Source organism: Halorussus marinus (genome assembly GCF_004521895.1).
Taxonomy (GTDB): Archaea; Halobacteriota; Halobacteria; order Halobacteriales; family Haladaptataceae; genus Halorussus; species Halorussus marinus.
In genome coordinates this window covers 75,021-98,962 of record NZ_SBIR01000009.1, presented here as the reverse complement: position 1 = coordinate 98,962, position 23,942 = coordinate 75,021, and the positions used below count along the sequence as shown (strand labels likewise).

20 protein-coding genes are annotated in these 23,942 nt (G+C 59.0%); 3 read left to right on the top strand and 17 right to left on the bottom strand.

Features of this window, described 5'->3' with window-relative positions:
- Positions 1-36 precede the first annotated feature (36 nt).
- Positions 37-957, bottom strand: coding sequence for a transcription initiation factor IIB (locus EPL04_RS12740; RefSeq protein ID WP_049938512.1), 921 nt, complete (start codon positions 955-957; stop codon positions 37-39).
- Positions 958-1,178: 221 nt separating this feature from the next.
- Here EPL04_RS12740 and EPL04_RS12735 point away from each other — a divergent pair, with 221 nt between their 5' ends.
- Entirely contained in the window at positions 1,179-1,928 is a 750-nt protein-coding gene (locus EPL04_RS12735; RefSeq protein ID WP_011222446.1) for a hypothetical protein, read from the top strand.
- Positions 1,929-1,933: 5 nt separating this feature from the next.
- Here EPL04_RS12735 and EPL04_RS12730 read toward each other — a convergent pair whose 3' ends face one another.
- From EPL04_RS12730 to EPL04_RS12700, 7 genes are all read right to left on the bottom strand, one after another.
- Positions 1,934-3,271 carry an AlbA family DNA-binding domain-containing protein gene (locus EPL04_RS12730; RefSeq protein WP_011222445.1) on the bottom strand — a complete coding sequence of 446 codons (1,338 nt, stop codon included), beginning with the start codon at positions 3,269-3,271 and terminating at the stop codon, positions 1,934-1,936.
- A 231-nt stretch (positions 3,272-3,502) separates the two neighbouring features.
- A complete protein-coding gene (locus EPL04_RS12725; protein WP_004594516.1) occupies positions 3,503-4,363 on the bottom strand; it encodes a hypothetical protein in 861 nt (286 codons plus the stop codon).
- 587 nt (positions 4,364-4,950) lie between these two features.
- A complete protein-coding gene (locus tag EPL04_RS12720; protein WP_004594518.1) occupies positions 4,951-5,208 on the bottom strand; it encodes a HalOD1 output domain-containing protein in 258 nt (85 codons plus the stop codon).
- Between the two features lie 84 nt (positions 5,209-5,292).
- Complete coding sequence (locus EPL04_RS12715; RefSeq protein ID WP_004594519.1) at positions 5,293-5,622, bottom strand: hypothetical protein; 330 nt, start codon at positions 5,620-5,622, stop codon at positions 5,293-5,295.
- 6 nt (positions 5,623-5,628) lie between these two features.
- On the bottom strand, positions 5,629-5,979 hold the full coding sequence (locus tag EPL04_RS12710) for a hypothetical protein (protein WP_004594520.1): 351 nt from the start codon (positions 5,977-5,979) through the stop codon (positions 5,629-5,631).
- Positions 5,980-6,135: 156 nt separating this feature from the next.
- Complete coding sequence (locus tag EPL04_RS12705; RefSeq protein ID WP_011222441.1) at positions 6,136-6,462, bottom strand: DUF7558 family protein; 327 nt, start codon at positions 6,460-6,462, stop codon at positions 6,136-6,138.
- On the bottom strand, positions 6,462-6,752 hold the full coding sequence (locus EPL04_RS12700) for a hypothetical protein (RefSeq protein WP_004594521.1): 291 nt from the start codon (positions 6,750-6,752) through the stop codon (positions 6,462-6,464). The genes EPL04_RS12705 and EPL04_RS12700 overlap by 1 nt, the downstream gene beginning before the upstream one ends.
- A 525-nt stretch (positions 6,753-7,277) precedes the next feature.
- Here EPL04_RS12700 and EPL04_RS12695 point away from each other — a divergent pair.
- Complete coding sequence (locus EPL04_RS12695) at positions 7,278-9,257, top strand: hypothetical protein (RefSeq protein ID WP_004594522.1); 1,980 nt, start codon at positions 7,278-7,280, stop codon at positions 9,255-9,257.
- A gap of 43 nt (positions 9,258-9,300) precedes the next feature.
- Here EPL04_RS12695 and EPL04_RS12690 read toward each other — a convergent pair whose 3' ends face one another.
- The 8 genes from EPL04_RS12690 to EPL04_RS12655 all read right to left on the bottom strand — a co-directional run bounded on the left by EPL04_RS12690 (position 9,301) and on the right by EPL04_RS12655 (position 23,191).
- Positions 9,301-11,316 carry a hypothetical protein gene (locus EPL04_RS12690; protein WP_134671650.1) on the bottom strand — a complete coding sequence of 672 codons (2,016 nt, stop codon included), beginning with the start codon at positions 11,314-11,316 and terminating at the stop codon, positions 9,301-9,303.
- 39 nt (positions 11,317-11,355) lie between these two features.
- Positions 11,356-15,726, bottom strand: coding sequence for a type IV secretory system conjugative DNA transfer family protein (locus EPL04_RS12685; RefSeq protein WP_134671649.1), 4,371 nt, complete (start codon positions 15,724-15,726; stop codon positions 11,356-11,358).
- Positions 15,719-17,803 carry a VirB4 family type IV secretion system protein gene (locus tag EPL04_RS12680; protein WP_004594535.1) on the bottom strand — a complete coding sequence of 695 codons (2,085 nt, stop codon included), beginning with the start codon at positions 17,801-17,803 and terminating at the stop codon, positions 15,719-15,721. The genes EPL04_RS12685 and EPL04_RS12680 overlap by 8 nt, the downstream gene beginning before the upstream one ends.
- Entirely contained in the window at positions 17,800-18,813 is a 1,014-nt protein-coding gene (locus tag EPL04_RS12675) for a hypothetical protein (RefSeq protein ID WP_004594536.1), read from the bottom strand. The genes EPL04_RS12680 and EPL04_RS12675 overlap by 4 nt, the downstream gene beginning before the upstream one ends.
- 6 nt (positions 18,814-18,819) lie before the next feature.
- Complete coding sequence (locus EPL04_RS12670; RefSeq protein WP_004594537.1) at positions 18,820-20,193, bottom strand: hypothetical protein; 1,374 nt, start codon at positions 20,191-20,193, stop codon at positions 18,820-18,822.
- Positions 20,186-20,863 (bottom strand): hypothetical protein, encoded by a 678-nt coding sequence (locus tag EPL04_RS12665; RefSeq protein ID WP_232508509.1) that lies wholly within the window; start codon positions 20,861-20,863, stop codon positions 20,186-20,188. The genes EPL04_RS12670 and EPL04_RS12665 overlap by 8 nt, the downstream gene beginning before the upstream one ends.
- A gap of 224 nt (positions 20,864-21,087) precedes the next feature.
- Entirely contained in the window at positions 21,088-22,743 is a 1,656-nt protein-coding gene (locus tag EPL04_RS12660) for a hypothetical protein (RefSeq protein ID WP_011222438.1), read from the bottom strand.
- A gap of 25 nt (positions 22,744-22,768) precedes the next feature.
- Positions 22,769-23,191, bottom strand: a complete 423-nt coding sequence (locus tag EPL04_RS12655) for a hypothetical protein (protein ID WP_004594540.1) — start codon at positions 23,189-23,191, stop codon at positions 22,769-22,771.
- Between the two features lie 139 nt (positions 23,192-23,330).
- On the opposite strand from EPL04_RS12655, the gene EPL04_RS12650 reads away from it, so the two are divergent.
- The gene (locus EPL04_RS12650; protein ID WP_004594541.1) at positions 23,331-23,534 is read left to right on the top strand and encodes a hypothetical protein; all 204 of its coding nucleotides are present in this window, start codon (positions 23,331-23,333) and stop codon (positions 23,532-23,534) included.
- 20 nt (positions 23,535-23,554) lie between these two features.
- Here EPL04_RS12650 and EPL04_RS12645 read toward each other — a convergent pair whose 3' ends face one another.
- Positions 23,555-23,779, bottom strand: coding sequence for a hypothetical protein (locus EPL04_RS12645; protein ID WP_199242302.1), 225 nt, complete (start codon positions 23,777-23,779; stop codon positions 23,555-23,557).
- Positions 23,780-23,942: the final 163 nt, after the last annotated feature.

The following is a 23,942-nucleotide window of genomic DNA, read 5'->3' as shown; positions in this document are numbered from 1 at the left end:
CTGCCTGTATGTAGGTATTCCTCTACCGGAGGCGTCTCAGATCGCTTGGAGTTCGTCTCGCCGGCTTCGGAGCGTCACGACTGACACCTCTGCTGCCGACGCGACGGTGGATTGGGTAATCAACGCGCCCTGCTCTTGGGCAGCCAGATAGACACAGGCGGCCGCGACGCCCGATGGCTGACAGCCGTTCGTGAGGGTTGTCCCCTCGGCGCGTTCTGCGAGTTCGTTCGCGCGCCGACGAATGTCGTGGTCTAACTCCAGCGCCGAGATCAGGCGTGGAATGAACGACGTCGGGCGCATTGGTGGTGCTGGGAGCTCTAATTCGCGATTCAGTGTTCGGTAGGCGTTGGTGACACGAGCGGACTCGACTCGGGCGGCGTCGACGACATCCTCGAGGAGAAGCGGGTGTTGGTTACATCGACAGGTACCGTAGATACTCGCTGCACCGATGGCTTCGATGGATCTGCCTCGAAGCAGATCCTCGCTCTGAGCGCTCCGGAAGAGCTGGCACGCCTGGTCACGAATCGACTCAGAGAGCTCGAGCGCACTCGCCAGCCGGCGTACCTCGCCCAACCCGTGTGCGAGATTCCGTTCCGCTTTGGACCGCCAGCGACCACGGGTCTGCTCACGTCGCATCCGGGCCAGCTGCCGGCGTTTCTGACCAGAGAGTTCGTTCCCGTGTGCGTCGGTTCCGTGGCCGATCTCGGTCGAGATGCCTCGATCGTGACGGGCTGTAGTGAGTGGTGCGCCTGTTCGCTCGCGCTCGTCTGCATCGTACGCCCGCCACTCCGGCCCGTGATCGATACGTTGTTCCTCGATAACAAGTCCACAGTCCTCGCAGATCGTTTCGACCGCATTCGTAGTGACCCGGCCGTCACACTCTGGACACTGGGTAGCGCTCGACTCTGTTTGGACGTCTTCGTCGAAGCCAGTTTCGTAGATGTCTCTGGTAGTCATCGTTCTCACCATGTTCAGGAACTCGCCAGTACAGCGAATCCTTCACCCATTATGGGTGGAATAAACCTCTACAAGACGGTTCAGATATCTCGGAACCGATGGCGTACAGCGACCGAGTCTGATTCTTATACCAATGAACTGGCTATGCAGGAACTGGGGCGGCACTCAAGGCCACAACAGGGGACCGAATACATATTTATCTAAGGTGAGAGGGGGAGCATATGAGTGATTCACATCTTCGGCGTCTCCATGAACTCAACCGTGAATATCCGGCGGTTGATCGGTCGACATTATATCGCGAATACCACCTTCAGCGCTTCGATATGCTTAATTCAGAGGATGCAATTCCACAGCTCTTGTTCCATATTGTTCCTGAAAGTGCTCTTGATGGATCGCGTCTTGTCGATATCACAGAACTTGAGGAACTGCCTGTTCCCGCGACGTGTCGACCATCGTTTCGGCCCGATAGACTGTTTGAACACGCGGATCCGACATGGAACCATATTGTCGCTCGCTACGAGAATCGAAAAGACCTGAGTTCAGTGGCAACTCTGTATGATACTGGCATATATGAGGCCCGGGGGAGCGGGCTCTGCTATCCAACCGGTCATTCATACGACTGTGACTATGCAGTCAGTTCACAGGATCTTGAATTAAGTCTCGTCACCGTCCTCCAGTTCTATCGTGACGTCCTTCCTGATGAACACAGCGAGAAGGTGTATGCAATCCTCAGTGGGACAAATCTCACGAACGCGACAATAGACCAACATCGGCAGGTTGACCGGGTTGAAGCATTTCCTGAACCTAACCGCACCTCGCGCCTCACACCTCTCAGTCTGTCCGATGAAGACGGTATCCGTGACCAACTCACACCGCTTTTCCGACCATTATCAAACTCTCAGTTCGGATATCATCCCGGTTTCTATTACGATGATGAAGGTGCGTGGGAATTGGATGAACATCTAGAGTAGCGTTGTTACTGGCTTTGCATCCGGTCCAGCTCATTCTGGATTAGATCGGATGGCGGCTCGTAGAAATCAAAGATCTGGTATAGCGGTTGGGTCAAGGTCTCAACCACTTCCGGTAGAGCGTCTTCAAAATCTTGAACAGTGAAGCGTTGACTGGCCGTAACTGTCGCTTGATGTGATTCTCTTTCAATCGGAGGGAAAAGTCCACGGCGATTTTCAATTGAGCCCAGTGTTCGTCCCTCTAGTCCCGTCCATCGGGCTTGCACGGTGACCGACGTGTTTTCCTCACCGAGTTCTCGCCCCAACCGCTTCGCATGTAGCAAGCATTCACCGACTCGCCAGATTGGGAGAATATAATCCAAAACTGTACCTGGCTCAAGTTCATCTTTGCTGTCTTCCTGATAGCCACGAAGCAAGAACAGCATCCCGTCTGGGGATGCACGCCAGTAGTCTGCGTGCGCTGGGTCATCGAATGTTCCGCCGGTATACCACCCTTCGATTGTCTCATCGCGGGGATGTACCTGATCCTCGCTGATCAGCCACGCCGGCCACCCCGTTTCATGACCTTTCACCTCCCGTAGTAGATCTAAGAACTCAGAGAGAGATGGCTGATCAAACTCAGAATCCAGACTGTAAGCAAATGACCAGTACCCGTGACGATAGGGTGAATTATCCATATTTCCGTACTCGTCCATCACGTTGGCTTCCCAGTCTTCCCGCATAGCCTCAGTCCACGAAGCAAGCTGATCCAGCGGATCAATCTCTTCTTCACTTGCTCCTTTTTCGAACCCCGTCAGTACGGTTCGCATTCGATCTAACAGATCATCACGTGAGGCAGTGACACACCGCCGAATCAATTCGTCCCACTCACGTCCTGTCTTCGGTGCTGCACTTTCTGGCCCTGGCCGCCTAATATAATATGTGTTGTAGGTAACGTGTTGGTCTTCAGGGCCAGCACTGTCTGATCGAATCGGCACCCGATGGTCTCCCGGTACATCGATAATTGGAAAGACTTCACCAGATTCTGGATGTTCAATATGGTATACTTCACAGTGAAACTGGGGCTCAGCAAACTTCTCAACGATCCCATTAATCGTATCTTGATCGTAGTGGTCAATCGGATGTGGTCGAGATGGATCCGGTTCCCATGATTCACCGACCTCCTCATATCCAATCAAAATCTGACCCCCACCAGAATTCGCTAATGCGAGCATCGCTTTTGCTACGTTTGCCTTGTCCACATTATCAGACAGATCAAGCCAGCTTTTGATTTCACGATGGACCTCTTCTCGTGGATTACGCAATAGATCCTGCCACCGCTGATCCACGTCTCCCGATTTAACCATATTCCCTCTATGTTTCTAGTCAGCCTAAAAACCTCTCTAGGCGGTAGTTGCTTTTTATTTCGGACGGATACACGCGGTTAGCGAATTCCCGAATTCTGACATACATCTCAGCTCGGTTCTTGAGGTTGTGGCTGCGCGCGCAGCGACCAGCGGGAGCGAGCACGGAGCGGTGGGTGGGGCGGTGGGGCCTGGGCCGGTCCGGCACTCACGAAAAAAGAAAGGGCGTTGCCCCTACTCCTCCCACCAGCGGCGGTCGCGTTCTGGGAAGACGATCATACTGTCGTAGGTCACGGCGAGTGAACATCGTCCCTCGTACCAGTTCTTCTTAACCGCCCGCATTCGGACGGTGTCCCCTTCTTGGACGAAGGCAGGCTCCGATTTTCGCCACGAGGTGAACTTGATTTTCCCGGTGTCGTCCGCGACCAAGCCCACTTGAGCGATCTTCCGGCTGGAAGCATCCCAGAGCTGAACGACTTCTCCTTCGATGCTCACCTCATCCGTCTGCACGTCCGGGACGTCCTCGATCGGGCAGATGGCGCCGGGGGCCGCCTTGAGTGCATCCATCGTGTCGAACACTGCTTTGGTGATGTCTTGCCCCTTGGCGACCCGCTTTGCGAGCGCCCGCGAGACGGCCGCCCGACTGTGACCGGTGCGAAGCCGCTGTGCCATCCGGTCTGCTTCCTGGTTCACCTTCGCCAGCTCCATCCGGGAGAGACGCTCTCGCGGATCCGTCCGGTCCGGGGTGCGTTCCGCCCGCTTACGCTGTCGCCGTTCGGTGACGACCTTGCGAGTTCGCTTCGCCCGCCCGTCTTGGGTGCCGAGTTCCGCCTGGGCGCTGATGTGGTCCAGTTCGGCCTCCCGGGCGCGAATCTTCTCTTCCTGCGCGAGGGGCAGGTGCGAGAAGTCCTGGACGATGCCGTCTGGGTGGTTGGAATCCACCTTCGCCTGCTTTTCCTGCTGAACCGTCGCTCGGAACTCCGGTTTGTCGTCGACGACCTTGAAGCCGTCCTCGTCGACGCCGGCGTCTTCGGTTCGTTCGAATGCCTGTTCATCCACCGTAACGACCTTGCGACTCGAGTTGTTACTTGACATTGGTATCCTCCAGATACCACTGAAGGCGCTCGTGCGCCGCCACCGCGATGCCCCTAACATCGCGGTTTTCCGACGACGTCGACGACCGATAGCACCGACTGCGCGCTCTCGCTCGCGCCTTCGCGAGCGCCCTACCGGGCGCGAGCGAGAGCGCGCCCGAGTGCGGCGACCCCAACCAGCACCGCGCGCCGACCCGCCCGGAGCGAGCGGCCAGCGGAGAAAGCGTGGGGGGTGAGCAGCCACGCCGCGCAACCCCCCGCGCTTTCCCGCTGGCGCCGAGGGCACATTCACTTTAGCCCGGCAGCCCGCCCGCTACCGCAGGCAGGCAGCCCGGAATGGTCGGTCGCGAGCGACGCGGAGGGCGGCAGCGGCGAGCGGGGCGGGCCGGTACGGACACACCTGTCCACCCGGCTGCGCCGCTCGGATGGTCATTCACCGTCCTGGCGGACTCAGAAAGGGCGAGGCCGCCTCGGTCGTCCCCCGACCCCGCAAGCACCGCAGGGACGAGGAGCGCAGCGGTGGTCGCGGGATGCCGAGCGGCCGAGGGCTTTCAGGGAGTGTCGCTGTCGACGAATTCGATCGCGCTACTAATCCGGTGCCCCGGCTGGCTCGTCGAGAAGGACATCGACGCCGTCGTGGGTGACGGCGAGTTGGATCCCCTCCACGGTGAACCGGACTTCCACGTCCCCGGCTGAGGATGCGAGAAGCTGCTCGAGTGCCTCGACGTCAACAGCGTCGTGGAGCTGATACGAGTCGGTGGGGAGCCCGTGGGCTTCCAGTGTCTCGACGATTTCAACGAGTAGATCGGGGGATGGATCTGAGTCTCTCGGGGTGGAGGGTGCCATTATGGCCTCGACGGGTAGATAGGACGAACAGGAGTTAAAAATGGGGGCTCGACGGCCTGTCGCTGCGGCCTTTCAACCGGTCCCTCAGTGGTCGTCCTGTGCGTTTAGCTCCTCGAGAAACCAGCTGGCTGCGGTTCCGATCCGAACGCCGTCGACGTTGCGCATCTCAAGGCCGTTCGTGGCGGTCCGGAACGGCTCGTCGTCGACGAGGATGCGGTTGATGACTGTCCGGACCGACTCCGTTCCGTATCTGTCGACGAGAGCCGCGACCGCCGTATCGAAATGTGCATCCTCGTGCTCGGTTCGCGGGTTCTGCGCCCGGTAGATCACGAGGTCAACCACATCGTCGACCGATGCGTGCTCGGGATTCCCGGTTTGCTCACGAACATTATAGTTGGCCTCTGTATCAGGCATTGCGAGTCACTCCGCCGCGTCGTCCGTATCGGTCGTCGCCGAGTCGGTTTCTCGTTGCTCACGGATTGCAGCCAGCGTCTCCTCAAGCGTACCCACACAGCCGATCGCTGCGAGCTCATCGGCAATCTCGTCGATGAGTGCGGCTCGCTCGACGGCAGTCTCGTCGCCGGCGGTCCTGTCGATCGATGCGACGCGAAGCGCCCGCGTTTCGTGCCAGCCACAGTCCCAACAATCGCGGGTCACCTCGATCTGCTCGTCCTCTTCCGCTGCGAGGACGGCGTCGGACAGCGACGTCGACAGGGGCCGGTCTGGTCCGACCTCGAGGGTGACGGGGGACCCGCACGCGGGGCAGTCCATAGTCATCCCGAGGAGCGCCCGTCTGTTGAAGATAGCGGAGCAACGAGACAGCGACACAACCAGCGCTGCTGAGTTCGCGGGGTGGGACAGCTACGGACAACTGTGACCCTCCCGCAGTGGTCGCCGTACCACTCGCGTCGACGACCGCTCGGCGGGTCAGTCAGAGACGATGTGTGCCTCGAGGTCGCGTGTCCAGTACGTTGCTGGCCCGCCTGGACTACACCGCGCACAGACCTGTATCGGGCCTTCGAGATGGCCGAGTTCGATTCGAAACCGTGTGAGCGCTGCGAGCGCGTTGACGACGAGGCCACAGCTGTCACAGGCGTAGTGATCACGATCATCGGGATCCGGCGTCTCTTGGATCGCACAGTCGACGCAAATCGGGTGGTTGACCCGCTCTTCCTTCCCCCACGTGTAGGCGATCCCAGTCTCTATCCCGGATGGAGCCTCGCAGAAGGCACAGCCGGCCAGCGTCTGCTGCATCACCCATCACCCTCGCCGGCGTCCCGGGCGGCCGTCCAGCCTGTGTGGAAGACGGCGAGCTGCTGCATCGATTCGAACGCTGTGTTGCTGGGCTCGTGAACGAGGAGCCGCTGGTCGACGACCGGTGTGACTGTCCCGGCATCGAGTAGCTCTCGAACCAGCTGGCGGGCCGTCTCGTCGTCAAGATCCGCCGTCGATGGTGACCGCGCATCCCGATCCTGAGCGAGCAATTCCGCTTCGAACCGTTCGTGATCGTCTGCCGTATCGTCGTATCTATCCGGACCAGACATACAAATCAGGGGCAGCACAGGAACCGCCCCGCACCCACTCGGGGGCACAATAAACAGTCGCCACAGTCACCATTCTCAGTCACGATGTCGATCTGCTCCTTCACCCTCCACGCCCCACGCCATCGTCCGGGTGGCAGCCTACTCTCGCTTGGCCAGCGGCCTGGCATCTCGGCCCTGGTGGCCGCGAACATAACTTTGGGCCGCCACCCCCACCACATATCGGTTGATTTTCCTGCTGTCTAGTGGCACAATTCGCCTCCAAATCGCAAGACAGCAATACCTGACACCAGATTTCGGGGGCTGTCCGGGAACTCCCTCGTCGGTGAGTCTGGTGTCTAGTGCTGCCGTCCTACGATTTGTTGACTCAGCACGACTCTCAGCATACCTGGTGTCTAGGGGAGGTCGTCGCTGGTGTCAGGTTAACTGTTCGGACGATTTAACCGAAATGGCCCTGTCGAACTCTGAAGAAAGTGAAAGAAATTCTGGTGACAAACGCTTTTCACCCTCTTTTATATACTGTATAGTATGTCTGAAAATGAGAAAAGCTTCTTCGAGTATACCGAGTTTTATTCTGACTCAGAGACTCAGGATCCCGAAGAGGTTATTCAGGATCGTCAAGACCCGGAGATAGCGTACGCTCACATATGTAAAATCGCAGGGACAATCAACGCAGGGTTGGATGCGGTACCTGAGGACCAGCGGGATACTGTAAAGGTGTACTCGGTCGTGGATCTTTTCCGAGCAACGATGCAGTATATCGAGGAGTTTGGATCCTATTTCAGATATCTCATTTTGAATAAGGAATCCTATATTAATGAGATTATCCGGACTTCAAGCGGAGATATACGGCCACTCTTTGAGGCTATTCTGGAGGAGGAACTTGATGGGTATCTTGATAAACGAGATGTTGAGGCTGACTCGAATGAGGTTCTGAGTTTGATCTTTGGGTATCAGGCGGTGCGAGAGGGAGCGATTAGTTTCTCAGAGGAAGAACTGGAAGATGTTCCAGTTGATGTTGGGTTGGCTGATATAGAGATTCACGAAGGTGAGGGTGAGGATATCCCTGAGTCGATGGAGATGGAGTTGTTAGTCGAGGATTCGATTGAGAATCTGAGAAATAAACTCAAGAATATTGCTGTCTTCTATTTGAATTTCCGAGAGGCGTACAACGCCGTTAAACACGGCAATCGGGTTACGGTTGGTGACAGTACTGGGTTTGAGCTCGGGAATGACGAGTTACTCGATGATCGAATTGTTCTCGATGATGAAGTCATTCAGTTCCTGTGTAAGTACTCTGCTGATTCACAGGATGGTGAGCCGTATCTGCTGACTATTCCTCGATCGATTCTGGAAGAGAAGACTCTGAATGTCGTCGAAGATGTGTATACTCTCTATACCCAGGCATATGATGTGGCGACTTTAGATGAGGGTGAAGAGATTAATCTCAGCTTCTGGAAGTCCACCGGTGGTGGTGGCCAGGATGAGAATGATTTGATACATATCGCTAATCCTGATTCTCGGATTCTATTGCCGAGAAATGTAATGCCGGATGTAATTGAGGATTTGCAGGTTCCAGAAAAGTCAACAGTAGAGTGGATCGGTAATTGGTCTCTTGCCGGCGACACGCTGGAGTTTGAGGTAGAGTTTGGTTCGGAGCCTACACCTGAGCATCCAATCCACGTTGAGATTAATTGGGAGAAGACTGCCGATGATATCCACGAATTCGGAGAAGGCCAGTTCAATTTTAATGTTGATCCTGATGATCTGAGTGTTGAGCAATACTTTGAGATGCTCAAAATCCAGGATAAGGATGATATCCGGAGGGTAGAATTTGAATTCCCAGATTCGGATAAGACGTATCAGCAGCGGCTTGAGGAGCCTTTCGAAGGTATCGATTTACCTGAGCCCGAGGATCGTGATATCCTCGAGTTTGTGAAACGTGTGGGGTTGGCGACGGATACTCGGATTCCTCTTCCGGAGTTTATCACGGAGAAGCATCGGGAGGTGTACGATGACTACAAGGATTCCGATTTGGACTCTGATACAGCAGAGGAGATTCTTTCTGAGCTTCAGGAGCGAGGTGAAAAGGTTCGGCGGTCATTAGTGGGTGTTGCTGTCTGGGAGGGTGATTTCTCGGATGTAGATGTTGATGAGGATGAGCCGGCACACGCTGAGGATTTAGGCGAGCTCCGTGCTATAATGGGTTTGAGCGAATCTCAGGATGCGGATGATATGGAACGTTTTCCTGGGGAAGTACGCTGGACACACCCTGAGTCGACGAAGTATACACCTGATGAGTTACTTGATAAGCTGCGAGAAGGGTATGGGGAGACGGTCGGTGAGCTCCAGCGTTCGGAGGTTGATAGGGAGGAGGCTGAATCGGAGTTTAGTCATCGGATTCGTTTCGGGCACGAGACTATGTGGGGAACCTTTGATAAGCACGTTATCGATATCTTCCCAGTGTCTGAGGGGGCGTTTGATAGAGAGGATTCGCCGGAGACGTGACTGTTGAGGTAGTTTAAGATTTGATGCTGAGTGAGTGAGATGTCTACCGATTGGATGAAATGAACCTTCTCGCCCTGTCAAGTGGGGATCGATTCTCGTCCTGGTTTCCCTGATTTGGCTCTTGCTCGAACTCACGTTCTTCGAGAGCAGCCTCTAGCCGATCACGTTCAGAGCGGACGGTAGCGAGCTCCGATTGGAGATGGTTGACCTTTGTTTCCAGCCCCTCGATTTGCTCCGATTTCTCCTCCAGTTCAGATTCGAGACGCTTGATTTTCGCTGTCAACAGACGGTTCTTTTCGCGAAGGTGAGCCCGGTCCAAGTCACCAGGTCGATCGTCACTCGTAGGAGATTCGGGGGGTGACTTCGATTCATCGTCAGCTGCGTTCTCCTCGGGCGTGACCCGCTCGCGCCCGTGGTTCAGGTCCGTGTCTTCGATGGCTTCTAGCGTCTCGTTGTAGGTTTCGTACCCGGGGAATCCCTCGTAGGTTCCTTCCTCGCCCTCACGATCGACGAACGCATTCTCCGGACAAATCTCGAGCGCGACAGCCGCTTTCCGAACGGCCCAGAACGGCATCTGGTCGTAGGTCCCGCCGTCGACGCGGTCCGATCCGGCCTCTGGAACCCACACCGGAATGTCGTAGCCGGCGCTCCGCAGTTCGTCGACGGCAGCCCAGTAGTCCTCCCCGTCGAGGTCCGCATCGGCGGCGGAGATAATCCCCGTCGCGAGCGCCATCAGCTTCGCCGGCCCGCCCCCGGCGTTAACCTTCGAATCGCCGAAGGTATTGGCCTGCTCGTCGACGAAACAGGATTGCCCGCTCTCACTGTGGCGCCAGCACGGGTCGAACTGCGGCCGCGGCTGGTTCGGATCCGTATCGTAGGCATCGCTCGCGTAGTGACGGGCAATCTCGGTGATGTCGATATCCTCGACAGCCTCGTAGACGTCCTCTTTGAACGGCGTAACGGGACGGCCTTCGAGGGTACCGTCGAGTTCTGCCATTCGCTCTTCGCGTCGCTGGAGCGCTGCCTCACGCTGTCGCTGGCGCTCCCGTTCCCGCTCACGCTCCGCTTCCACCCATTCCTCCAGCGTGGCCTGCCACCCCCCGTGGTCCTCGTACAGGTCCGGCCAGAGCGTCGCGACAAGCGAGTCGACGCAGTCCGTGTGCTCGACTCGCGTGAGGTCATCGGCCCAACTGACCGCCTGCTCGAGGAGTGCGTCGTCGACACCCTCGAACGGACGGAGTTCGTAGCGGACGTTGTCGGTCGCGATGGGCGTGACGACGGCATCGTGGTCGGCGTGGATCGAGAGTGGCGGCTTGTACTGGCGGTTCTTGTTGTTCACCCAATCGGGCTGAATGACGTCGCCGGCGCCGTCGACGCGCTCGTTCACGCGGGCCTCTGCCTTCTGGAGCCATGCGTTCGAGCGGTCGAGGAACTCGTTGAACACCCGTTCGAGCGCATCCGGATCGTCATTGAAGTGGTCCGCAATTGGTAGTGTGGCCTCCGGGGCCCCAAAGACGTACGCGCCCCCGACGGAGTCCAGCGCATACACCGCCTTCCGCGTGCCGTAGAGCGTTGCATACTCGTCGATGTAGGCGTCGAGGGTACGCTCGACGAGGGCACGCGTCTCGCCATCCAGGTCGCCTCGCTGCGGCTTGATGTCGTCGGCGAGGTCAATATCGCCCCAGGTGGGAACTGCCCGGAGGTCGGCATACCCGGGGGTTGGGGGCTCATCCTGCCAAACGGTCGTCCCCTCAGACTCGTCGTAGCGACAGGGTTCCCACTGTTGGAAGGCGGTCGGTGTCTTGTAGGTGGTGACGGCATAGAGGGTCCGGTTGAGGCGGTCGTGAATCTCGTCGTAGTCACGATCGAGGCGGGCAACCCGTCCGCGCTGCGGATACCCGGCCTTAATCGCCTCGACGTCGTCGTGGTCGCGTTTGATGTACCATCCGACGAAGTCGTTCAACCCGATGGTTGGATAGTTCTTGACAGTCGCCAGCGCCTCGTAGATGGGTTTGGCACGACGGTAGTGCTCGCGGATGGCTGCCTCGGAGAGCGTCATTTCGTGTGCTCCTGCACCTCCTGAGCGGGAGCGAAACGACTACGCACTGGCATCATTCGGTTCCTCCTGGTCGCCGGCGTCGTCCAGCTCGATTCCGACGTAACAGCGTCGCGTCTGACCGTCCAACCACTTCTTGTCACGCTCGAACGCAACGTGGTCGCGAAGCGTACGTGTGAACCGGTTTTTTGGCTTCACCTCGTACTCCTCGGCCGTCGCATATTGCTCGTACGCATCGTAGACCTCAGCGACCGCGACGACCCCGTCGCCGGATTTAACGATGCTATCGCGGACGAATGCTTGGATGCCGAACGGATCGTTCTCGTGGTCTTCCTGCTTCATAGATTGCTTATCGGCAGGTTCGTCTGGCTCCACACCTGCCAGATGGAGTTCATTGTTTTCGATCGCCTCAATGAGCCCAGCAAGGTCTTTGGTCGCGTCAGAGTCTCGAGTGTAGAGCTCGAGATTCTGCTCATCCTCGATGACACCTATCGCATACGAATCATCCGTGTACTCCGGAACGGGTAGGTCGGTACTGGGCACGAACGGGCGCTTGACAGGTACCCAATCCGCTTCGAACGCCTCACGTGACTCGTAGGACTCGGGAAGTTCTCCCGGCCTAAAGACGGTGTATGACTCGCTCTCGGCGTCGTAGCTGTACGTCGCCGGGAACTGATCTTTCGACACAGCGTCGAAGGAGTCGATCCGGGCGTGCTGGTCTCCGGCACTATCCTCGAGGACGAACGCACCGTCCCGCTCGAACCAGCGGGTGTGGCGACTACCACCAGTGGCCGGTCGGACGGCCGTCACTCCATCCGCGGCTCGCGCACCACCGTTGAATGTGACGTTGTGGTTCATCGTATACAGCCGTGTTTCCCCGGAGGAGAGCTGATTTCGCGGCTCGCTGAGGATTTTCGCAAGCCGGTCGGCAATCTCGTCAGCCGGCTGATCGTCGTGGTCTGCGACGACGAACAGCGGGATTCGCTCCTGTTCCTGGGCCTTCCGGAGGTTCGTGAGGACCTTCGCCGGCCGGACGTGGGTGGTGGTTTCGACCTCCACCTGGAGCTCCCGGTCGAGATCCGGATGCGTCGCGATGGCATCGGGGCGGGACTCCCCGTTCTGATCGAGGACCTCCACGGAGAACCCCGCAGTTGCGAGGGATTGCTCGACCGTTTCAAGGACTGCATCGTGGTGCTCGCCCCCGCCGGTCGGTGATGTCGACGTGTCGGGCGCGGCTGCTTGCTCACCCTCGTCTGTGAGCCGACACTGCACCGACGAACCACCGTCCGGGAGATCGACCTTGATGAGCGAGGACGCCTCCCTCACTTCTGGTAGTGTCTCGTAGCCCTGCGCCTCGATGGTGTCTTCCTCGATGCGCGAGAGCAGTTCCTCATCGACGTCCTCGACGGAGACCCAGCCGTTCGTCTCACGTACGTCGTTCGACAGCTGGACGGCGCGAATCGCACGGGCCATCGCGACTTCCAACGGTAGGTCATCCGCGTTCTCCAGAGCGACGTCAGTCGCAGCGTCACGGCTCTCCACGGTCGTCCCGCCGGCGACCCCGTACTCCTCGCGGGTATGCTCGTGGACGGCGTCCAAGGCGTCTTGGAATCGCTCTTCTTGCGTCCCGGTCAGTGGCTGCTCGCTATCGGGATGACCGGGTGGAATCGGAAGGGGTTCGATACTGAACGGGTCGGGGCCGGTTTCGCCGAACTCTGGGCTCGGGAGCTGTGCGATCCACTCGCCACGCGGGAGGGAACTGATCCGATTCTTGAACTCGACGGGATCCATTGCCTCGTGTGAGAGTGCCTCGGCGATGTCGGCGTCGACGGCGATCTTCCCGACGAGCGGACTGCCGATGTTGTTCAGGACGTTCAGGTAGACCTCGCGGTTGCCGGCCTCCTTCATCTGCTCAGGGAACTGCGTCACGAGTTCGATGGATAGCCGGAACTCCCGCCCCTTTTCGAGCAGCGTCGTCAGCGTATCAGAGACGACGACCGACGACGCTTCGTCGATGAGCAGGTTCGCCACGTAGTCGTCTGGCTTGCGGGCCAGCTCGTCGCCGTCGCGACGCTTGACAGCATCGTAGAGCTGCGTCAGAATGACGCCGGTCATCACACGGGCGGCCTCGTCGCGGAGATCGCCGAGGTCGAAGATGACTACTTTGTCCTCGTCGAGGAGGTCGCGGAAGTCGAACTGTGACTCGGTATTGTTGAAGATCCGCCGGAGATGGGCGTCCTGCGTGATGTAGTCCATCCGGTTGCTGATGCCGCTCACGACGTTCGAGAACGTCGCCGGGTTCGAGCGCAGGTGTCGCTCCAGTTTCTCGGCGACCTGCGGGTCGCTGGCTCGCGGTGCATCTTCGGGTGTCGAATCTGGTGGCCCGGCGGCGTGGAACTGGGTCACCGCCTGCTCAAACTGGTCGTGGGTGAAGTAGTTTGTATCCTGCCGGAAGTGTCCGTTTTCGAGGCCGTACTCCTCGTCGTACATCGCCTTGATGAGGTACTTGATGAGCGTCGGCGAGGCGATGGCGTCCTCGTACCGCTCCGGCCCCATCACGAGCTTGATGAGCTCCTCGTAGTGGTCGGCCTTGTCCTGAATCGCGTCGACGCGTCGGACGCCGTCCTCCAATGCCGGCGTGATGTCGAAGAACGCGAAGCCAGGCAGGATGTCGGGCACCGAGAAGTGGAGGACGTTCTCCTCGAGGTCGTCGGTGCCGAAGCGCTTCGCGTGAGCCCGCATATAGTTCTCGGGGAAATTCCCGCCCTTGGAGTCGATGATGAACACTGGCCCGTTCGTCTGGTCGTACAGCGAGAGGGCGTCGTTTTCAAGCGCGACCGATTTGCCGGCGCCGCTCTTCGCGAACCGGCCGACGTGGAACGGAAGTAGATGCGGGGGAATCCGCATCGGCTCCGACGTGGGCGTACCGTCTTCCCCAAGACCGCGGCCGATCGCCATCCCGGCGTCCGTGAACGCATCCATGTGGTCCTGCGCCGGGAGTGGCAGGGGCGTCCGGCTCTCGGGTTCGGCGTCGGACCCCCGCCCGCCCTCGGTCGTGAGGTCAGTTGCCGGCGGAACGACCACGAAGTTCGCCAACTCAGCCGGCCCGAGGACGAGATCGGGGCGGGTCTTCCGCCAGTCGCTCTTGGTAGCCAACGTAGCGTTGAGTACCCGGTCGGCGTGCTTCTTGGCTCGCCGCCCCTTTCGAAGCCCACGGCGGATGCGCTTCGGTCGGAGCCGATAGTGCGGCCCGTTCAGGTGATCGAATACCGACCCGATATCATCGAGACGATGGTCAACCCGCTCTCGTTGTCGGTCGGAGGTCACGAGCGAAAGTGCCCGCATATTCACCGTGAACGTGTGCTGTGGCTCCTTCTCGTCGATAGCCTCGACCCGCTCTCGCCCACCGATGTCGAGATACCGACGCTGTCGCCCGGTGTTCGACGGACTCTGTGGTTCGTTCTCTGTGTTTCCGAGGAGTTCTCCGAAGAACCAGTCGACGACCCGGTCTTCGCCTTCACGGAGCTTCCGCTGGCGCTCTCGTGCCTCGTGCGTCCAGTCCGATTTCCGCTGAAAGAGTACCTGGAACGCGATCGGGTGTTCGGCCCGGGTCAGCTGATCGATGAGTGACGCGAGCGGGGCCCGAGCGTGATCGTCATCGTCGTCTTCCGTATTCGTGAATTGGGGTAGTGTCGTCATCCAGTCTTCCCGCCGGGTAGCCTGCCCGTGCCAACTGATTCCGAGTGGGGTCGTCTCATCGACGGTCGGTTGCGTATGAGCCGGCTGGTGATCGGCATCGAGTTCGGAGTCGGACGGACCAGCCGCTGTGGACTCGTCACTCGAATCGGCCTCGAACAAGACTTCGTCCTCGTCCTGCGACATAGTGCTCTCCGACAGCACACTTCCGCCATCACCGACCGGTTCCTGCCCCGTCGAATCGAAGAGAGTCACGGGCTCTGAATCCGAATTCGGGTCTCCGGAGAATTCCTCAGCTGTCCTGGGGTTCATTCCGTGGCTATCGTCACCTCCGGCACTGTGGTCCTGAGACGGGTCTGCTGTCGATGGGAGTAGCTTCGTTTCCAAGTCAAGGGTGACCCGCTCGAACGTGACGGTCGGAGGATACAGCGTCCGGAGGCGTTCTTCGAAGGCATCTAACCGGCGGTCGGCCCCGTAATAGAACTCGACCGGCTCGTCTGCCCCCTCACTCACTGCGAGGAACTCGAACACCGGTGGCGGATCGCCGAAGGGACCGATACTTGCGAGAAGTCCGTCGTTGCCAGCGTCAAGGCCGTGGAGGCCGGCCAGTTGACGGACTACGGTCTCCGGCGCGAGATCGCTCCGGGAGGGAGTGATCCGGATGTACTCGTCGCCGTTAGCCACTGACGGGATTTCTGACGGGGTCTGTTCAGTCATCCTCCTGAGTGGTAGTGCTAGTTGGTTCACCGCCGTCGGCACGCGTTCCGGCGGGTCGGCTATCTGGATTCGTCACGCTCGTCGTCGGCTCGGGTTCAAGCTCGGCCACGTCCGCAGCGCCGCCGTCGATAACGTGAGCCTCGTAGTCACTTGCCCGAATTCGGAGTGGGAACCATCCCTCCTGGTCGATACCGACGAGCGCCTCAGAGTAGCCGTCCTCGTCTTCCCCGGCCTTCGCGGAGGTAACCCAGTTCACCTGCCGCTCGCTGAGGTCGAACCACTTGGCGATCTTCTCTTTCTCCTCATTGACGCGGTGGAGGACGGTCAACGAACAGAGGTTCGCGATGGTGCGTGCCTCCGGCGTCAGCGCGAATTCACCCCCCGTTTGCGTGATGAATTCGAGGCTCAGATCGAAGTGGCGGCTGTGCCGGACGGCTGTCTCCAGGAAGTCCAACGAGACGGCGTCGTTCATCAGGTAGTGCGCCTCGTCGATACAGAAGACGACGCGCTTGTCGGTCTGTTTGACCCGCTCGTAGACGCTGTTGAACAGCACCTGCATCATCAGGCTGGTCTCCGCCCGGCCACGGGTCCCCTCCTCCTGGTGGAGATCGAGGTAGATGACCTTCGAATCGAGGTCGAACTCGGAGGGGCGAGCCAGATTCTCGAGTTCACCGCCCTCGCGGAATGACGGTCGGAGGTCCTTGAGTAGCGACTGAGCATCGGACTGGACGGCTTCCTGCTCCCCATCCGTGACGTAGCCGTACTCCTCGGGGTCTTCGACCATCTCTTCGAGGACCGTGATGACGTCGTGGATGGTGGGCGAGTCCCGGGTGTGCGTCTCTGGATCGCGGGTGATCCCGCGCTTCTCGTAGGCTTCTTGGACGGCCCGCCGGAGCGTCTGGTTGCGCTCGCCGAGTGGATGGTCTGCGACGTGCTCGAAGAACGTCGCGAAGAAGGTCATCACCCAGTTGATCTGCTCGCCCCACGGGTCGATGTCGTCGACCTCCTGCAGGACGTGGTCGGGCGTCGGTTTGATTTCCAGCGGGTTCAGCCCCCGCCGGCCACCGACCGTGATCCGCTCGCCATCGAGCGCCTCGTTGACGCCGGCGAACCCCCGCATCGGGTCGAGCATAATGACGACCGTATCCTCGTCGAACATCGCCCGCCGCACGAGCCGGAGCTTCGTCGCGAAGGATTTGCCTGCGCCGAGCCGGCCGATAACCATCATACAGTAGCCGGTTTGCCGTTTGAATCGGTCGAGGATGAGTGGACTCGAATTCAGCGCGTACGTCCCGTATTCGATACCGGGTTCCGCAAACGCACCGGAAACGAAGGGGAACATCGCGCCGACTGCCCCGCCGAGCATCGGCGTCTTGCTGTCGAGCGTCTCGTTGAACTGATCCAGGGCGATCGGGCTCGCTGAGGTGAACGTCTTCAGCTGTGACCACCGGGGCGTCACCGGCGTCAGATTCGCAGGCGCTTGTCGGGCTGTCGTCGACACCGACTCGGCGTCGATGTTCTCGCGATCGTTGCCCCTGACCGTGAGATACATCGAGACGTCGAACGCCTGCATCGTCGTGTTCCGAAGGACGTCGTACATCTCCTGGTGGTCCTCGAGGTCTTTCTCGACGCCCCGGGCGCTCGCACGATGCTTCTCGGTCAGGTACTCGTAGTCGGCTTCGAGGTCCTCGATCTTGTTCTCCAGCGAATCCAACGTCTCTCGCGTATCACGAGGATCGATGTGGATGCTGACATCTGTCTGTTGGGTCTCGGCGGCCGCGTACAGTTTTTCGAGGAAGCCATCCATCGGAGCATCGGGATACTCACCGACCCACAGACTCTGCGCCCACTGGGTGTCAGTCCGGAGGGCGCTGGGCGTTCGCTCGATACTCGACGGCGAGACGACGGTCTGATGGATCTCGGGGATGCCGTCGACTGCCTCACCGTCGGCCTCGTAGTCCACGGTAAACTGTGATTCAGCATCTTCCCCCTCTTCGTCGGGGGCCTCGTCTGCGGTCGCCTCGTCGTCAGTTTCTGAACTATCCGAGCCGGTGAAGGGCAGCAGGTTTCCAATCATGACTTGTTGATGACGGGGGACGTTCGAAGCACCTGTTCGGGGTCGCCGTACTCGATTTCCGTGCCGGTCCAGTATTCCGCGATGAGGCGGGTGAGTTCGGCCGCATCAACGGGGCGCGTGTCACACCCCTCGATGCCGCGGAGGCCGCGCTCGACCCGCCGGCGCCGCTCGTCCAGTTCCTCGAGCATCGCGGCTCGCTCTTCCTCCTCCGGCGGCGCCGTGACAATCTGGATGAGGATGCCCAGTACGGGGATCCTAGCGAGCTTTTCGAGGAGGCTGGCCCGTTCGTATCGGACCTCCTCAGGTCGTACCGGAATCAGGACGTAGTGGTCGCGAATGGTCATCTGACGCTGCGCCAGCTCCCGGTCGTACCAGTCGACGTAGTGTTCGATGAGCGCCTGGAGTTTCTCGTTCGATTTGACGTCCGGGTCGCTCAACCGGTCTTCGTACCGCCCGACGTACTCGTCGGCGGGGAACGCCTGCGTCGTCGAGTAAATCTGGATCGGGAACTCGACGGTCGTATTGACGAAGTCCTGGAAGGCCTCCGCCTTCTGGGCCCACTCCTCGTCGGTCGCGAGCGCCATCGTCGGTGGCGACACCTGAACGGCTCCGACAAGAGCCCGGTCCGTCCGCTCGATGGCGTCTTGTCGCGGGTAGACGCGCTCGACGTGAGTGTACTCCTTCGCCTCCTCGTGGGCGATCTCCGTCTCGCTGCGGTGGAAGTTCACGAACAGACCGAGCCAGTCGAGACTGTTGGTGTAGCCGGGCGTGAGGTAGACGAACAGCCCACCGAAGGCGATCGCAATCGCTGCGAGGGGGATCGTGAGGGCGGACACCGGAATGCCACGAACGGTGAGTGACGGTGGGATAACGACCTGCGTCACCAGGACTACCAGTACACCGGGAAGACCGGCGACGGCGAGGTCCGTCAGCGAGTACTTCCCGAGGAACTGGGTGTCGGTACCGAGTGACTTCGGAATTCGTTTCGCGGGGTCAGTTGCGGAGCTCATGGGTTGTTAGTGGATATAGCGTGGCGGGTCATCTGCTGAATCTGGATTCCGGTTCCGAGTCTGGGGGTCCCGGAACGCATCGTCTCGATCGAATTCCTCGCCTCCGTCGTTCCCACTACTATCCTCGCTGGTGGTGGAGCCGGCCGTAGAATCATCATTTCCGCCGCCGAGGTTTCCGCCTCCGCTGTTTCCTCCCCCTCCACCGCTGCCGTCGGTGATCGCTTCACGGAGGCGAGAGCCAGTCGTATTGAGTCGTTGGCCGGTAGAGTGGGCTCTCGAATCACCAGAGTTCAAGACGTATTGGCCACCGCTCTTGACTGCGGGCTCATCGCGCACTCCTCGAACGAAGTTTCTCCCACCCTGTTTGGCCGATTGGACTTGTTCACGCCCTCTAGACAACCGACTACGGGCCTTCTCAGCAGACATATGCCTGGCCGCCCTGTCGGCGATGAAGAACAACGCCCCGGCCTGCCAGAACAAAACAAACGGAGAGGCAACGGCGAGAAGCGGGATAACGAGTGCCGTCAACCAAGCCCCGAACTCACCGGCTGAGGGGCCGAAGCTCGTCCCCAAGATGTCCCCGAGACGGAACAGGAGAGCAACTGGAACCGTCATAAACAGGAAAGGGACGTAGAACCCGGCCAACTTCTTCATGAATTTCGAGACTAGGGCGAACGGCCCGACGCCAGGGATCCAGAATACAATGAGTAGTGGCATCAGGAACACAAATAGGTAGAGTGCCAGTTGTCTCGCTAGGTAAATCAGGCCGATCAACACGAATAGGAGCAAATTCGTTGAGAGAGCGACGACCGTGCCGAGCACGCCCATCCCAGTGAACGACAGCGTCTGGAATAGCGAGATTTCTGACACCGAGGGGACGAGGAACCCAGCCAATGCATCCATAAACCGCAACGATAGCGCTGAGATCCACCACCACGACAAGATACCGAGCAGTCCAGCGAAGGCGCGTTTCTTGAGCTTCGAGCGATGGTATCCGTTGAACAAGTGGCTCGTCGATTCAAGGAAAATGACGATTCCAATCGAGAGGCCGTACAGCGATAGCGAAAGCGGGATAATCATCTCCCAGTAGTAGTCATAAATTCCGGGCCACGCTGCGTTCGTCGGCTGATTGAACACCGAATCTGGATGGGGAGTACCCACCACTGTCCGCAAGACTGCATCACCGTGATTCTCTATGACGGTCTCTATAGGGCTGAAGAGTATCTCAAGGAGTTCTTGGATAGCGCTGATGATAATGTCTCCAAGAGCACCTCCATCGCTGCCTCCGTCACTTTGAGCTAAAACCGGAGCAGTGCCCGTAGTCAGTAGCCCGAAAAAGACGAAGATAGAGCGAACTAGGAATCGGACGGGACTACGCATTGTCTCCACCCCCGTCCAGTAGTTCAATCTGGACGTCTTTACACGGGTGTTGGATTGCGCCTTGATCGTCGATGTGGTATCCACCGGACAGTTCCGCCCGAATCGGTTGCTCAATATCTCCGTGTGGGGTCTGAACAACAACGGTTAATTCTGCAGTATCACTCTCACATGAGACATCGTCGTTGTCATCGATGACGAGAACACCCCGTTGTTTCAGGAATTCCCGTTCAGTACCGGGGCTGAGGAATTCTTCGCTCGCCTCCGGACGCTCGAACGTGGTATCAGCAACGCCGTCTCCTTCGATTACCTCAGGTGCGTTCCGATACGGCGCATTCCGGAAGCCAATATTATACACCCAAGAGGGACCAGTACCGACGTTCTCGACCGTCACAAAGAGCCGACCGCTACTGTAGCCATCATCTTCATCGAACTCCGGTTCGACATCGACGATCTGGATATCGGGCCGAAGCTCCAGGGACATCGACTCAGATGTCTCGCCCGAAACGGCGACTAACTCGTACTCGCCGGCAGAGTACGTCCCACCAGTCTTGAAGACAATCTGTATTTCGACTCTTGTAGCTCCCTGTGCAACGGTTGACTGTTCGAACGTAGTACCATCTGGACCAATCAGATTGAGTTGGTCGACATCGTGATCATCAGCCAGCGTCACCACAAGGTTGGGTCCCGCGAAGCTGATTTCCTCAAATACCGAATCTGTAGACGGCGACGTAGAGGACGAACCTGTTGGGGATTCAGTCTGGTTGCCGGGACCATCGGTTCCGGAACACCCTGCTACTCCTGCAAGCAGGGCTGTTCCAGACGAAGCCAAAAGACGGCGTCGACTAATCCACCGTTCCGAATTCCGGTCATGGGATTCTGAATGTTCTCTGATCATTATAGTGACCTCCACGGGGGCCAGATACGCCACCCTGTAATCCGATCGATGAAGAACACTGCAAGGAGGAACAGCGAGACGGGAACGCCGATCCGGAACAGCGTCGACACCAACTGGAGCACTGAGCCTTGCAGCAGGACAGTATCCGAGTCGCCGGTATAGCCGGGAGGATTGAGCCACCAGTGGCCGGGTTCGTATCGGGCCGACACACCGCCAGGGGAACGTTCAATCGTCGTCGTGACGGTTCCGTTCCCGGTCGTGTTCACCCGCTGCCCGTTGACGACGACGTAGCCGTCCCGTTCGTCGGTATTGATTGGTGCGCCGGTGTTCGCGTTCTGGAGGGTCACCCGGACGGTGACCGTATCTTCGGTCTGGTTCACCACCTCCAGAGAGAGGTTGCTCTCGTCGATCTGGATTCGAGCGAACTCATCGGCGGGCCGTTCTGCCTCAACCCCTCTGACGAGCCCCCACGCACGGACAGTCTCGGGCTGTTCGTCGGTCGTGGCCCGCGTCGCGATGCCGTAGCTGGCCGTGTACGACTCCGTGAGAACATCCAGGTGAACGTTCGACGGGAGCGTCGGCGGCGACGTCGACGTCCCGTACACATCCAGTATCGTCACGTTCCGGCGGGGCGACGGCGTCGGCCCCGTCTCGATGGGGTACGCGTTCACCTGGAGTGGATGGAGCGGTGAGTGGGCGGTCCGCTGTCCGTCGTCCGAGCTGTAGACCAGCGTATCCCAGTCCTTGTCTCGGGCTGAGTAGAACCGCCAGACACCTCGGACATCACCGTTGGGCAACTGGTAGCCGAGCCACGGCTGGTTCTTGTAAACGACGAGGCCGAGATCACCGTTCGGATACTCCGCGATGAACCCTGATACCGCGAGGTCATACTTCGTGACCTCGATGGAATCGGTTACCGTGACGGTCTCGGTCGGGTATGAAACGGAACTCTCCCAGTTGGTACAATCGCCTTCGTCGTTGTGAGCGGTACAAACTTCGACCTCCTTCCGAAGTCGGACCGAGATATTCGCCTGGAGCGTGAGCTGGTGGTCCTCGCCGGCGTATCCATCCAAGGAGTACGACAGTGCCGGCGTGTGGGAACCACCAGCCGTCGTCTCCTCGTCGCCGTCGACGAGGAGTCTCGTCTCCTCAACCTGATGGCTCTCCAGACTCCAGTAGACACGTCGATCGCCGGAGGTGTCGTCAGGCGGCACCGCCACCCGGTAATCGACGGTCCCGCGGAGCGTCCCGTCTGGAGCGACGTAAAGCGGCTGTCTAGACGACGAGAGGCGCGCTCGGGTGGACGGCTGAACGGCGAACACCTCAGTATAGGCTTCCTTGATGAACTGGTCGCTGGTGAGGTCCGCATCTGGTGGATGGATCGACACGGAGCTGTTGGTCGCCGGGAACTCCGAGTGGTCGCCACGGTTCCATCGCTCAACTGCACGCGGGGGCGAATCGAACGGGACATCGGTCCCCTCGCCAAGCTGCTCGACCGCCGACCCGTTACTCAGATTCGCACCGTCGGTCGCACCGTCTTGATCCCCCGACCACAGTTTGTGAAAGGTCTCCTCCGGAACGCCGTGGTCAGTACTATTCGGGGGATGGGCGCCCACTGGAACGGCGGCTGTCGATGCGACGAGGACGGCGGACATGACGAGTGCGAATCCTGGTGCGTGGTTAGAATCCACAACTCGTGCCACCGACCACGATGTTGTTCAGGATGAACTGGACGATCTCCGTCCCGAGGGGGGCGACGATCACGCCCCAGAGCAGGCCCTGATTCCGGACAGATTTCATCTCCTTCTTCCAGTCCGAGCGACGGGTGAACGGGATCGCCACCGTCGCGCCGAGCGCGAGGACGCCGCCGATGAGCGGCCCACCGAACTGGATGATGGTGAAGATGTTCTGGATGGTGTCGGCCATGTTCGAGTCGCAGAATGCGCTCCCCGGATCCGACTGTGCGGCCGCCGTCCCCACGAACAGGATCAGCGGGAGGAGCGCCAGCAGAATCGGGCCGATGGACCTGTGGATGATCCGAATGACGGACGTCGATTCCTCAGTACTGGCCGGCGTCTCGCCGGAGGGGACCTTAGCACACATCGTTTGTGGGAAAGGATAGCACGACCAAAAGAGGTCAGAAAATTTGAATGAATTTGTAGATCTTCAAAGTTCTCCAAGTTCTCTAGAGAAGTTCTCATTCTACTGGGATATATGCGACCGCATAGCCTGGGTCGAACTAATGTCAGACGCGGACACAGCAACCAGCGCCAGCAACTCCGACTCGGATGTTAGCGACGATGTGGCCCGAATCAATATGCGAATCCCGCAGGACAAATACGAGTGGTTACAGGAAGAACTCGACTCATTCACGAGTGATACAGGCCGATTCCAGTACCTCATCCAGTTCTATTCCGACCACAAAGAAGATGACACCGACTGCTGATCTGCGACCCACAGGGCGACTTAGACCTGCAGCGGAGCAACGATGAGAAGCGGGCAATCCTCGCCCTCGAAATAGTACTGCTTTACCGTCGTCGCGTCCTCGAACTCGTCCGCATCCTCAGGAAGGGTGATCGTGCGGGCGCTGCTGTGTTCGTGGATCGAGTAGATGCCGAGTTCGGAGAGGTCCTCACACTCGGCGGGATCCAGTTCTCTACTGACCGCCTCCAACCACGCTTCAACTGACACGGAGGACCGCTCGTCCGTATCAGTTTCACGGGGGGTACTGCGGGGACTGGCTTGTGCCATGATACATTTGCACATACTTGCGTCTTATCTACTAAATACTGACGGCCAATGACTTTCTTAAAATCTGACTATGTAACTAATGAAGTGTTTGTCTGACGCCGAC